7 protein-coding genes are annotated in these 12757 nt (G+C 67.4%); all 7 read right to left on the bottom strand.

Annotation, left to right across the window (positions count from 1 at the left end; translation table 11 throughout):
• Nucleotides 1-202: 202 nt before the first annotated feature.
• Nucleotides 203-589, bottom strand: coding sequence for an Ig-like domain-containing protein (locus AC13HU_RS00605; RefSeq protein WP_483039668.1), 387 nt, complete (start codon nucleotides 587-589; stop codon nucleotides 203-205).
• A 220-nt stretch (nucleotides 590-809) separates the two neighbouring features.
• Nucleotides 810-4442 carry a glycoside hydrolase family 3 C-terminal domain-containing protein gene (locus AC13HU_RS00610; protein WP_483039669.1) on the bottom strand — a complete coding sequence of 1211 codons (3633 nt, stop codon included), beginning with the start codon at nucleotides 4440-4442 and terminating at the stop codon, nucleotides 810-812.
• Between the two features lie 84 nt (nucleotides 4443-4526).
• The gene (locus AC13HU_RS00615) at nucleotides 4527-6431 is read right to left on the bottom strand and encodes a beta-galactosidase (RefSeq protein ID WP_483039670.1); all 1905 of its coding nucleotides are present in this window, start codon (nucleotides 6429-6431) and stop codon (nucleotides 4527-4529) included.
• Between the two features lie 174 nt (nucleotides 6432-6605).
• A complete protein-coding gene (locus AC13HU_RS00620; protein WP_483039671.1) occupies nucleotides 6606-9416 on the bottom strand; it encodes an NEW3 domain-containing protein in 2811 nt (936 codons plus the stop codon).
• 228 nt (nucleotides 9417-9644) lie between these two features.
• Complete coding sequence (locus tag AC13HU_RS00625) at nucleotides 9645-10865, bottom strand: Gfo/Idh/MocA family protein (protein ID WP_483039672.1); 1221 nt, start codon at nucleotides 10863-10865, stop codon at nucleotides 9645-9647.
• Nucleotides 10866-10932: 67 nt separating this feature from the next.
• On the bottom strand, nucleotides 10933-11784 hold the full coding sequence (locus AC13HU_RS00630) for a carbohydrate ABC transporter permease (protein WP_483039673.1): 852 nt from the start codon (nucleotides 11782-11784) through the stop codon (nucleotides 10933-10935).
• The gene (locus AC13HU_RS00635) at nucleotides 11777-12757 is read right to left on the bottom strand and encodes a carbohydrate ABC transporter permease (RefSeq protein WP_483039693.1); all 981 of its coding nucleotides are present in this window, start codon (nucleotides 12755-12757) and stop codon (nucleotides 11777-11779) included. The genes AC13HU_RS00630 and AC13HU_RS00635 overlap by 8 nt, the downstream gene beginning before the upstream one ends.

Below are 12757 nucleotides of genomic sequence, written 5' to 3' on the forward strand. Positions count from 1 at the left end.
TGAGTGCGGGTGCGGTGATCTGCCGGGTGGAAGTGACGGACTGGCCGGGGGCGACGCGGTCGCCCGACCATGAGGCCGCTTGCACGCGGCAGGGCTACGGAGGCGTTTCGGACGGCGCGGGAGCCGGTGTCGGTGTGCGTCGTGGTCACCGTCGTGGTGGAACCGGCCCGCGCTGTCCGCGGCGCGTCGTGCTGACGGTTCGTCAGCGGTGCACGGTGATGGCCACGGAACCGGTGACGCCGTTGACGGTCGCCTTGATCGTGGCCACGCCGTCGCTGACCGCGGTGACGAGGCCCTTGTCGTTGACCGTGGCGACGGTGGGGTCGCTGCTGGTGTAGCGGACGTGGGCCTTGGTCAGGTCGACGAAGGAGCCGTCGTTGTCGACCGCCTCGACGACGTGGTCGGCCTGGACGCTCATGTTGCGGTCCGGTTCGTCGGCCGGGGTGGTGTCGTCCTTGATCCAGCGGTTCCTGCCGGTGAGGTCGAGGGTGTCGCCCGCCGTGTACGCCAGGCGAGCGAAGCAAGCGCGGCGAGGACGACGCGCCGTCGCGAGGAACTGCGTAATCTCATCAGGCGACTTTCTGACCATAGGATTGATGACGGGACCGGGCGCCGTCGGCGCCGTTCGTCCCCTCCTTCGCGGCCTAAGAGCGGTCGGTCTACGCCCCGAACCGCAGTGGATCGGCTCCAGGGCACTGCGGACAGCGGGATGCGGACAGCGGGATGCGTCAGCCGGCCGAGACCCTTCGCACCGTGCTGCGAACTCGCCGATGCGAAGGGGACACCCGAGGCCGGCTGCCTGTTGCGGGTCAGCCGATCGCGGTGGCGAAGACGTGCATGCTCGGCGCGTCGGGGAGGGTCAGGTAGGCGACGGTCCTGCCTGTCTGGAGGGCGACGGTCGCGCCGTAGACGTGGACCGGGATGTCGGTGCTGCCGCCGCCGCTGGCGTTGCGGTGCGGGAGGGTGGCGAGGATGTCGCTGCCGGGTGCGGGGGCGTTGTTGTTGGTCCAGTCGTTGATGGCGAGGGAGTAGGTCTGGGTGCTGCCGTCGGTGTAGGTGATGGTGCCGGTGCCGGAGGTGTCACCCGCTCCGGTGGCCAGGAAGCCGATCTTGCTGCCCGTTCCGGTGAGCGGGAAGGACTGGCCGTCGGCGCTGGTGTTGTCGGGAGTGCCGGGTGCGGCGTCCGGCCAGGTGAAGGTCACGCCGTCGTGGGTGACCTGGGCCCCGGGGGTGAGACCGGCCGCGGCGAGGGTCTGTGCCGAGAAGCTCCGGCCGCCGCCGTCGAAGTCGCCCTCGGCGGTGTTGTTGTCGTCGCTGACAGCCACGTTGTCGAACGTGGCACTGAGCGCCGGATAGGCCACCACGACCTGGCCGACCGCTTCGTCGTCGCTCCGCGCACCGGCATAGCTGGCCCGCGCCGACAGCGGGTAGCCGCCGGGCTCGGCGTCCGCGGCTGCGGTGACCTGCCAGGTGGACGTGACGGACTGCCCGGGGGTGATGCGGGAGAAGGTGGTCGGCGTGGTCGCCTGTACGGCGAGGCCGCTCGCGGGCGTCAGGGCTACGGAGGCGTTCCGCAGCGTGTGGGAGCCGGAGTTGGTGTACGTCGTGGTCACCGTCGTGGTGGAGCCGGCCTTCGCGATCTGCGGCGCGGTGACGGCGAGCTTGTGGTGCACGGTGATGGCCACGGAACCGGTGACGCCGTTGACGGTCGCCTTGATCGTGGCGACGCCGTTGTTGACGGCGGTGACGAGGCCCTTGCTGTTGACCGTGGCGACGGTGGGGTCGCTGCTGGTGTAGTGGACGTGGGCCTTGGTCAGGTCGACGAAGGAGCCGTCGTTGTCGACCGCCTCCACGACGTGGTCGGCCTGGACGCTCATGTTGCGGTCCGGTTCGTCGGCGGGCGTGGTGTCGTCCTTGATCCAGCGGTTCCTGCCGGTGAGGTCGAGGGTCTGGCCCGCCGTGTACTCCACGTTCTCCGGCTGCACCGTGACGGTCTGCACCTTCGGGGTCCAGCTACCGTGCACATCCACCGTGGCGGCACCGGCGACGTCGGCGGCGTCCGGGCCGACCTGGAACCGGTACGGTCCGTCGTGGACGACGTTCTTCGCCGCCTTGCTGTCCCACAGCGCCAGGTCGGAGATGTTGACCCGAAGCTCGATGTGCTGGCTGGCGCCGGGCTTGAGCACCTGGGTCTTCTCGAAGCCGGCGAGCCGCTCCTTGGGCAGTTCCACACCCGGCACGCTGAACGGCGTCGAGGCGTACAGCTGGGCGACCGTCGCCCCCGGCACGCTGCCGGTGTTCTTCACGTCGAAGCCGACCTTCACCGTGCCGTCGGCCGACACCGAGGACCTGTCGGCCTTGATGGGGGAGTAGGCGAACGTGCTGTAGCTCAGCCCGTAGCCGAACGGGTATGTCGGCGTCCCGGTGAAGTACTGGTAGGTGCGGCCCAGTCCGCCGGTGGCGCCCGGTGTCAGACCGTAGTTGGCCATCGCCGGCAGTTGCGAGGCGTCCTTGTACCAGGTGAAGTCCAGGTGCCCGCTGGGGTTCTGCTTGCCGAACAGCACATCCGCCAGCGCCGTGCCCTGGCTCTCGCCGTTGTACGAGCTGAAGACCACGGCCGGGAACCTGCCCTGGACGTCGTCGATCTTGACCGGACCGTCCGACTGGATCGCCAGCGCGGTACGGGGGTTGCCTATCGCGGTGACCTGGTCGATCAGCGAGCCGTAGTTGCCGGGCATGTTCAGGTTGCCGCGATCGAGGCCCTCGTTGGTGTTGTTCGTGGTGGTGCCGACGAACACCACGACCAGGTCGGCGCTCTTGATGTCCGCGGTGGTCTGCGCGGACAGCACCGCCGACGTGCCGGAGTTCGCGGTGGAGGACGTGTTGGCGGCGTCGAAGACCACGTCGGCGCCCGGGTTGGCGGCCTTGACCTGGTCGGTGATGCCCTGCACGGCGCTGACCTGCAACTTGGGGGAGCTGGAGTAGCCGCCGAGGGTGACCTGGTCGGCCAGGTTCCCGACGATGACGACCTTGTTGAGCTTGGCCGGGTCCGCCGGAAGCAGCGACTGGTTCGTCCCGGCCACCTTGTCGTTCTTCAGCAGCACCAGCGAGTTGTCCGCGACCTTCCGCGCCAGCGCCTGGTGCGCCGGAGACTGGATCACGTCCTTGGTGATCTTCGTGTACGGGTTCTGGCTCGGCGGGTCGAACTCACCGGTCTCCATGCGGACGGTGAACATGTGCACCAGCGCGTTGTCGATCACCCCCTCGCTGAGCACACCGTCCTTGATCGCCTCTCCGATGTTCTGCGTGGTCGCCTCGGGGCCACCGCAGTTGGAGTTGGTGCCGGCCCGCAGCGCCCACGCCTGCCCACCCGCCATGGCGGGGATCTTCTGCCCGGTGGCGGTGTTGGTCCAGGTGCCGCTGCGGCCCTGCTTGTCGGTGGTCCATCCGGGCGGAGCCCAGTTGGCGCCGGACCCCCCGTTCCCGTACACCGTCTCCACGCCTCCGCAGTCGGAGGTGGTGTACCCGTCGAAACCGTAGCTGCGCTGCGCGATCTGGTTGTCCAGGTACGTGTTCGCGACCGTCGGGGTGCCGTTGACCTCGTCGTACGCGGTCATCAGCCCGGCGACGTGCGACTTCTCGATCAGGCTCTTGAACGGTGCGGTGTAGTAGTCGTGGATGTCCGCGTCGCCGGCGACCGAGTTGCTGGCGAACCGGTTGTCCTCCACGTTGTAGAGGGAGTAGTGCTTGGCTGTCGCGGCGACCTTCAGATACTTGCTGGTCGGCTTGCCGTCCGGGCTCTGGCCCTGGTCGCCGTCGACGTAGGCGCCGGCCATCTGCGAGACCAGGTACGGGTCCTCGCCGAACGCCTCGTTGGTGCGGCCCCATCGCGGGTCGCGGTCCATGTTGACGTTGGGCGCCCAGTAGGACAGCGCGCCGTAGTTCGCCGCCGACAGTCCCAGGTCGTTCTGCGCGACGCCCCACAGCGACTTGTCCAGGAAGCCGCGTGCCTCGTCCGAGATCGCCGTGGTCTCCTGGTACATCAGGCTCTTGTCCCAGCTCATCGTGGCGGCGAAGTTGCTGGGGAAGCTGGTGGCGTGCACCGGCTTGTGGGCGCCGCCGTCGGTCGGGCCCGGGTTGGTGTCGTTCCCGAGGTCGTTGACGCCGTGCTGGCCTTCACTGCCGTAGGAGTAGTCCTGCACTCCCAGCCGGGGGATGCCGCCGATGCCGTCGGAGTTCAGCTGCTGGACCTTCTCGTCGAGCGTCATCCGCGAGACCAGGTCCGCGGCGCGCTCCTGGAAGGAGTAGTGGGTGTCCAGGTAGATCGGCTCGGTGTCCATTGCCGCCGCCGGTCGCGAGAAACCGGCCAGACTGCTCACACAGACCAGCGACGACAGCACGGCCAGGAGGACACGCCGTCGTGGGGAACTGCGTTGTGCCATCAGTTGACTCCTCGATCGCGGAATTGAGGTGAACTGTGTGCCGCAGGCGCTGCCGGCTCTCGCCGAGCAGCCGAACGCCGGTGGTCAGTGCAGGCTTCTTTCGAGGGAGACCGGTGCGGGCCGGGTCTGATGCAGATCGAGAATGACGATCTCGTTGTGTCCCTGCTTGAGCCAGGGAGCCGGGCAGTAAAGGCGCTGTTGCGGGCCGACCCTCCAATACCGGCCGAGGTTGTTGCCGTTGACCCAGACCACGCCTTTCGTCCACTGTGAAAGGTCGAGGTAGGTGTCGCCCACCGAATTCAGCTCGACCATCGCCCGGAAGAAGATCCCAGGTCGATCCGGCTGACGCAGACGAGGCTTCAGACCGTGGACGAAGCGACCGTCCATGGGCAGCAGGAAAACCTCCCAATCGGCCAACTCGCCGGTCAGGGCGCCGGCGTCACGGATGGCGACCGACTCCGTGATTCCCTTTCGGTCGATCATTCCGGGGTTGACATTGACCCGTCCCATTCCCTCGACGAGGATGTCGAGAACCGGATCGTCGCCGACCTGGGCGGACGAGGGCAGCGGAAGAGGGTCGTTGTTGTTGGTCATGTGCAACTCGCTCGCGAGCGCATCCGGTAGCACCGGCCGGGACATGCCGCCGACGTAGTTGTCGGCAAGGAACACGGTGGCGTAGTCGTGCACCTTCTGGATGTCGAGCGTCCCCCCGGAATAGCCCGCGAGCTTCTTTCGGTACATGATGAAGCCGGAGTTCTGGCCGTACATTTCGAACGGCTGCGGATCGACCGTCAGTTTCGCAGGAAGAGCAGGAGGGAGATTCTCCCACAGCGACGCGTACGGTGCAGGGGTGAACGACATCTCGCTGACCGTGGGGATCGGCGCGGGAATATCTGGGAGGGGAGCCTTCAGATAGCCGCCGATCAGGCTGCGGTACTTGGCGTACTGTGCCGTGGCCACGCCCTGCTCGGATATCGGTGCACCGAAGTCATAGCTCGTGATCTGCGGCTGATACGCGTCGGGCTCGTTTGCGCCGGCGAAGAAGCCGAAACTGGTCCCGCCGTGGATCATGTACAGATTGAATGACAGCCCGCCATCCATGAAATCCTGCAGACTTCCGGAGATGTCCCCGCCCGGGAATCCGCCGTCGCCCCAGTGGGACATCGCCCCCGGATACACCTCTCCCGCCATCGCCGGGACGGCCGGGTACGCACGCCGGGCGGCCGCGATCTGCGATGCGTCACCGCCGCTGAGAGCCACAGCGGCGCCTGGCAGGTCCGTGTGGTACCCGTTGTCCGATTCCAGCGCCCACTCGACCCCTTCGAGATAGAAGGGACCGTTGACCCCGTTGTCGAGCCACAACTGCCGGATTTCTTGGAGGTACTCGTTGTCGAAGTAGTACTCGTTTTCGACCTGAATCATCAGGATCGGCCCCCCGTTGGCCACCATCAGCCGCCTGATCCGCGGAGCCAGCCGGGCGATGTAGCGGCTCGCCGCCGCCATGAAGCGCGGATCGTCGGCGGTCTTGACCCGGAGCTCGATGTCCGGATCCCGTAGCAGGTACGACGGAAGGCCGCCCAGATCCCACTCACCGCACACGTACGGACCGGGCCGGAGCAGCACCCACATGCCCTCGGCCTGACACAGCCGGATGAACGCCTCGAAGTTCCGGCGGTCCGTGTGGAAGTCGAAGACCCCGGGCCGCTCCTCGAGGTAGTTCCACATCAGGTACAACGAGATGGTGTTCATTCCCATGGCCTTGGCCATCCGGATTCGATGCTGCCAGTACTGCACCGGGATCCGCGCCGGATGCATCTCGCCACTGCGGATCTGGAACGGATTTCCGTCGAGGAGGAACTGGCTTCCGTCTGCGGCGAAGCCGAACGAGTGACCGCTGCCCGTCGTCGATCCGTACGCGGTGCCGCCCGTGACGGTCATCGCGGCCAGTGAACTCAGCGTGCTGGCGATCAGGAATTGACGTCTTTCCATGGTTCACTCCCAGCTGTCTCGATAGATGACGTTGCTTTCCGACGAAGGTGTATCCCGCAGCCGTCAACGGCTCGGGCTCGCCATGAGCCTGCTGCGAACGGCGTCCCCGACTCACCGTGCAGGGCGGCGTCTTGGACCACCTCGCCGGCCTGTTGCGCAGTACTGCGAGTTCCCTCAGCCGGTGGCGGTGGTGCCGGCCTTGGCGAGCGTGGGCGTGGTGATGGCGACGGGGTCGGGTACCGCGATCTGTGTGGTGGTTTCGGTGCTGGTCCTGGCGCCGTCGTAGGTCGTCTGTGTCACCAGGGAGTTGGTGCCGGGTTTGACGTCGGTGGGGGGTGTGAGGTGCCAGGTGGTGGTGAGGGTCTTGCCGGGGGCGAGGCTGCGGGTGCCGGCGCCGGTGGTGGGCTTGGCGGTCCAGCCCTTGGGTGCGACGAGGGACAGGGAGGTGTGGTGGAGGGTGGTCGTGCCGGTGTTGGTGTAGCTGGTGGTCACGGTGGCGGTGCCGCCGCGCTGGACGGTGGTCGGGGCGTCCATCGTCACGGGGGCCTTGACGTGCTGGGGTGCGCTGTAGGTGAGGAAGCGGATGTTGGCGGTGGAGCCGTTGGTGCCGGTTGCGGTGTAGCTGATGTTCTGGTCGCCGGTGGTGTAGGTGGCGGTGCCCTGGGCGGTGACGGTGCTGAGTTGGTGCCAGGTTTTGTCGTAGACCTTGGCGGTGGTGGTGCCGTCGGCGACGAGGTATCCGTCGGAGGGGACGGTGGTGGGGAAGGTGACGGTCTTGCCGTTCAGGGTGATGGACGGGTTGGTGACGCTGCCGCCGGATGCCTGGAGTTGGAACTGCAGGGGCTGCGCGTCGTGGGTGTTGGTGTACTTCCATGTGCTGGTGGTGCCGTCGCTCGGCGCGGTGAGGGCGTCGGCGGGGTACTCGACGTTGTAGAGATTCCACTCCTTGCCCGGTTGTACGGTCTCCAGGTGCCAGTAGGAGTTAGGGTCCTGCATGGCCGTCATCTGCGCCGGGGTGAAGGCGTGCGCGTTGCGGGCGGCCTCCCACTCCTTCCAGGCGCCCAGGACCTGGTCGGTGTTGCCGCTCGACTTGAGCGCCGAGACACTGGCCTGTAGTCCGGCACCGGCGTTGAAGGCGGCCATCTTGGAGAGCTGCCACTCCTGGGAGAGGACCGAGTCGCTCGGACTGTAGGAGACCCAACCCATCATCTGGGGAAGGTAGTTGCGCTGGTAGTAGGACTGGTGGTCGTAGCGCTCCTGCAAGCTGGTGCAGCAGGTCTCTCCCCAGCTCGCCCGACCGGTCGCGTCCCAGGTGCCCGGAAGGACGTTGCTGGCCTCGGAGATGAAGTCGTCGGTGGAGTCGATCTTCCGGTACATGCCGTTGACCAGCTTGTTGGTCGCGAACGTTCCGTAGCCGGCCAGGGTGCCGGTCTCCAGGCCGTCGAAGGACATGGCCTTGATCCCGGTGGTGTTGAAGATCTGCGCGAGCCGGCCGGCCACCTCGGGGATCATCGGCATTCCGGCGACGAACTCGCCGTAGGCGTAGCGCTGCATCCGGGTCAGGTCGGTGCCGGCCGGGTACGACGCCGCGGTCGTCCCCCACATGGCGCGGGAGTCGATGGTGACCTCGTACTCGTTCGTGGCGCCTGGCACCTTGGTCACCGCGCCGAAGTTCAGCAGTTCGTCCCCCACTCGCAGGACGTTCTCGCTCCCGCCGGTGAAGATGGTGTCGGAGTCGACGTACACCGCCTTCGACGAGGCATCCAGTGGCCTGGTCAGCTTGACCGAGCCCATCGTCGCCAACCCCGGATCGGGGGTCGGTGTCACGTACGGGTCATTGGTGTCGACCAGATTGGAGAGCGTGTGCACGCCCACCCGTTCCCCGCCGGTAGCTGCCGTAGCGGCCAGCCCGGTGGCTCCGGCGTCCGAGCCGCCGAAGGCGGAGTCGAACTGGTAGTGCCCCGCGGACTGCCATGGTCCGTCCGCGCCCGGCAGCGAGTAGACATACCGCATCCCGCCCTTGCCGGCGTACTTGTCGGCGTCCGTGACATCGGCGGTGTCGAGGTCGCTGAGCACCAGGAAGGACTGGGACGCGCCCTGTGAGGTCTTCTCCCACTGGCCGTCGACCTTCGTGTGCGGCAGCCCCTGTCCGGTCTCGATGTGCGAGAGGGTGTTGAGGACATCGCCGGGCGCGGTGCCGAACAGGGCGATCTTCGAGCCCTTGATCAGCGCGTCCGAACCGCTCAACGGAGGGACCGGCTCGTTCGGCTCGTGGCTGTCTCCCCAACCCACGTACCGGTGGCGGGTCTTGGTGTAGTCGTACGTGTACGCCTGAAGGATGCTGCCCCAGTCGGTCTGGGAGGCGCTGAACCAGCCGAAGGCCCAACTGGCCGGCACACCGACCTTGGGCGGCCCGTCGGGGTAGCTCAGCGCGTCGTACTCGTCGGGCCAGCCGCCGACCGTCTTGTCGTTGAGCTCGTGGATGCCGATCGCGAAGTCGTCGTCGTGCACCACGCCGACGGTCTCGCCGACGGTCTGGGTGATGCTGGTGGTGATCGGGCCCCACAGCAGAGTCTGTACGTCCACTCCGGAGGGGGCGTCGAGGCTGGTCACCTCGAGCGTGGAGTAGCCGGCGCCGGCGGCGACCTTGACGCCGACCTTGATGTTCTTCCCGCCGAAGGTGAAGGTGTAGGTCGACTTCGCCGCGTTGTACGACAGGGCGGTGGGCTTCTGCTCGGCGCCGTCGACGACGAGCCTGATCAGCGGGGTCTTGTGCTGGGTGTCGGCGTAGTTCCGGTCATGTGCCGGGTCGAGCAGGCTCGTGACCGTGCCCGTGGCGTCCAGGCCGATGCGCAGCGAACCCGCCTGAATGGTGAACCGGCTCGCGCTGGACGCGGCATGTGCGGCGGGCGCGAAGGTCGCCGCCATCGCGAGCACCAGCACCGGCGCCGCTGCTCTCGAAATCGTGCTTCGTCGCTTTCCCACGAGGTCTCCTCTACTGGGCGGGATACGTGAATCCGGGTGCGAAGCGGGCGTGCGGGACGGGGCCGAGCGCCGGCGCATGGCTTGGGACCGGGCTACCGCAGTGCACGGGCGAGTGGGGTGGGACGTGTCCGCAGGTGATGACGGTCAGGCCGGACGGGATGTTGCGGGCAGCAGCAGCAGCATTCGGCGGCCGGCGGCGACCGGCGGCGGCCGGCCGCCGACTCCGGTTCAGTTCCCTGCTGCCGGATCTCCGGTGTGCGGTTGCCCCGAGTGGGGCCTGGCCTGGCCGCCGTCGAAGTACGCGGCGGTGGCGGGGTCGGGCGGCGGCACTTCGACCACCTGCCCCCCGTTGCGCAGGGAGACGGTGGCGGCGTATCCGGCGGCGACCGCCTCGCGCGCGGCGACCGGGGAGGTGACGGTGGTCCCGCCTTCGGCGAGGAACCGCAGGAACTCCTGGACCAGTACGGGGTCCGCCCCGCCGTGCGTGCCTGGCGGAGTCCGGACAGGCACCGTGATGTCGGCGTCCGCCCGGTAGTCCGACCGGTGGTTCCACACCTTGACGACCGCGCCCTCGCCGTCGCCGAAGTTCTCCAGCCGTCCCTCGGTGCCGATGACCGTGTAGTTGCGCCAGTAGTCCGGGGTGAAGTGGCACTGCTGATAGCTGGCGAACACGCCGTTGTCCAGCTGCATCTGCATCATGCTCAGGTCCTCGACGTCGACGACCGGATTGAGGTCGCGCAGGCTGAGCGGCGGCCAGTTCTTGTCCGGCGCGATCCAGTCCGTCATGCGTTCCCCGGTGCGCTCCCGGCGGGAGTCGATGGTCCCGTAGACCGTCAGCCCGCCCATGGCGTTCACGCGACGGGAGTATCCGCCGGCCAGCCAGTGGATGACATCGATATCATGCGCTCCCTTCTGGAGCAGGAGTCCGGTGGTGTTCCGCCGGTCGGCGTGCCAGTCCTTGAAGTAGAAGTCCCCGCCGTGGCCCACGAAGTGACGGCACCAGATCGCCTTCACCGCACCGATGCGACCCTCGGCGATGACCTGGCGGATGGTGGTGATGACCGGCATGTGCCGCATGTTGTGGCCGACGTAGAGCGGTGTCCCGAACTCCCGGGCGGCGGCCAGCAGCCGGTCGCACGCCGCGGTGGTGATGGCGAGCGGCTTGTCCAGGAACACCGGGACCCCGGCCCGCAGGAAGTCCAGGCCGATCGCCTCGTGGGTGTGGTCCGGGGTGAGGACGAAGACGCCGTCGAGGTCGGCCCGCAGCAGATCGCGATGGTCGGTCACGGCGCGTACGCCGGGACCGAACCGGTCGCGCGTCTTCCGCAGCTGTACCGGGTCGCGGTCGCAACAGGCGACGATCCGGGACCCCGCTTCCGGCCGGTGAGCGAGGTCGACGAGGTCGCTGCGTACGCCCAGGCCGATCACACCGAGGCTGAGGTCGTTCATGCCGGAGTCCTTTCGCCGTACGGGGTGGAGTGGTGCTGGTCAGGGGCAAACCGTGCAGGGAGGGGTGCTAACCCTTGCTTCCGGTGAACGCGATGCCCCGGATGAAGTGCCGTTGCAGAAGGATGAAGACGATGATCATCGGTGCGGTCGCCATGATGGAGCCCGCCATGAGGAGCGAGTAGTCGGTCTTGTGCTCGCCCTGGAGAGTGGCCAGGCCGGCCGACAGCGTCATCTTCGAGGGGTCGGTGCTGATGACGAGCGGGTACATGAGGTCGTTCCACGACCACAGGGCGGTGAGGATGGTCAGGGCCAGCAGGCCCGGCCGGGCCAGCGGCAGGGCGATGTGCCAGAACACCCGGAGCGGGTTGGCGCCGTCGAGGCGGGCGGCCTCCTCGACGTCCTTGGGCAGCGCCAGGAAGAACTGGCGCAGCAGGAACGTGCCGAACGCGCTGAACATCCCGGGAACGGTCAGGCCCTGTAGCGAGTTCAGCCAGCCCAGGTGCTCGATGATGACGTACTGCGGGATCAGGAACAGCAGACCCGGCACCATCAGGACCGACAGGAACAGGCTGAACAGCAGGTTGCTGCCGCGGAAGCGGAGCCGGGCGAACGCGTAGGCCGCGAGCGAGGAGAACACCAGCTGGCCGGCGGTGCGGCCGATGGTCATGGCGACGGAGTTGACGAACATCTGCCGGAAGGGCAGGACGTCGAAGACCCGGCTGTAGTTGGACCACTGCCACTTGTCGGGCAGGAAGGTGAGGGGGACGTGCGTGGTCTCGCTGAAGGTCTTGAGCGAGGTGAGCGCCTCCCACACGAACGGCCCGAGCATGATGACGGCGCCGACGATCAGAACGGTGTGGGTGGCGATCGTCCGGGCGTGGCGGCTCAGCGGCCGGCCGGAAGCAGAGTTGTCAGGCATAGTGCACCCACCTCTTCTGGAGCCGGAACTGGACGAACGTCATCAGGAGGATGAAGCCGACCAGCACGAACGCGACGGCGGCACCGAAACCGATGTCGTGCTCGACGAACGCCTTCTGGTAGAAGAGGTACGAGATGGTCCGGACCCGGGGGAGCGCCGGATTCGCCGTGCCCGCCGCGCCGCCGGGAGTGCTCATCATCATGTAGGCGAGATCGAACATCTGCAGTGAGTTGATCACCGTCAGCACGGTCGCGAAGAAGATGCTGGGGCTCAGCAGCGGCACCGTGATCCGGAAGAACATCCGTATCGGGCCGGCACCGTCCATCGTGGCGGCTTCGTAGTACTCCGACGGAATGCCCTGGAGACCGGCCAGGAAGATCACCATGTTGTAGCCGAGGGACATCCAGATACCGATGGCCGCCAGCCCGTACAGGGCGAGGGAGGGGTCCGAGGCCCAGTACTGGCCGGGGATGCCGACCTTGGCCAGCAGGAAGTTCAGCAGGCCGAAGTCGCCGTCGTAGATCCATCGCCACAGCATGGCGATGGCCACCGGCATGGTGACGACCGGCAGGAAGTACAGCGCCCGGTAGATCGAACGCCCCCGCAGCCCACGCTGGTTGAGCAGTGCGGCGACTATGACGGCGAGCGGGATGCCCGCGAGCTGGAAGCCGGTGTAGAGCAGCGTGTTGACCACGGACTGGCCCACCGACGACTCGTGCACCAAAGCGTGGTAGTTGGCCGCTCCGATCCAGTGGTGCCCGCCGAACGGCCCCGACTTGGTGAAGCTGTAGTAGAAGGTCTGGACGATGGGCCACAGGTAGAAGACCGACAGCCCGATGAGCATGGGCGCGACCATGAGGTAGGCCCACAGGTGCTCGCCCCGGTGCTGGAGACCGCGGCGTGCGACGGCGCGGAGCGGGCGGCGGGGACCGCTGCCCCGGGTGGAGCGTGGTGCGGAGACGGTTCTGGCCAT

It is taken from the genome of Streptomyces sp. NH27 (assembly GCF_056859195.1).

Coding starts and splice junctions, on each gene's coding strand:
- AC13HU_RS00615 (WP_483039670.1), bottom strand. CDS start 6,431: ATGGAAAGACGTCAATTCCTGATCGCCAGCACGCTGAGTTCACTGGCC.
- AC13HU_RS00605 (WP_483039668.1), bottom strand. CDS start 589: ATGGTCAGAAAGTCGCCTGATGAGATTACGCAGTTCCTCGCGACGGCG.
- AC13HU_RS00625 (WP_483039672.1), bottom strand. CDS start 10,865: ATGAACGACCTCAGCCTCGGTGTGATCGGCCTGGGCGTACGCAGCGAC.
- AC13HU_RS00630 (WP_483039673.1), bottom strand. CDS start 11,784: ATGCCTGACAACTCTGCTTCCGGCCGGCCGCTGAGCCGCCACGCCCGG.
- AC13HU_RS00610 (WP_483039669.1), bottom strand. CDS start 4,442: ATGGCACAACGCAGTTCCCCACGACGGCGTGTCCTCCTGGCCGTGCTG.
- AC13HU_RS00635 (WP_483039693.1), bottom strand. CDS start 12,757: ATGGCCAGAACCGTCTCCGCACCACGCTCCACCCGGGGCAGCGGTCCC.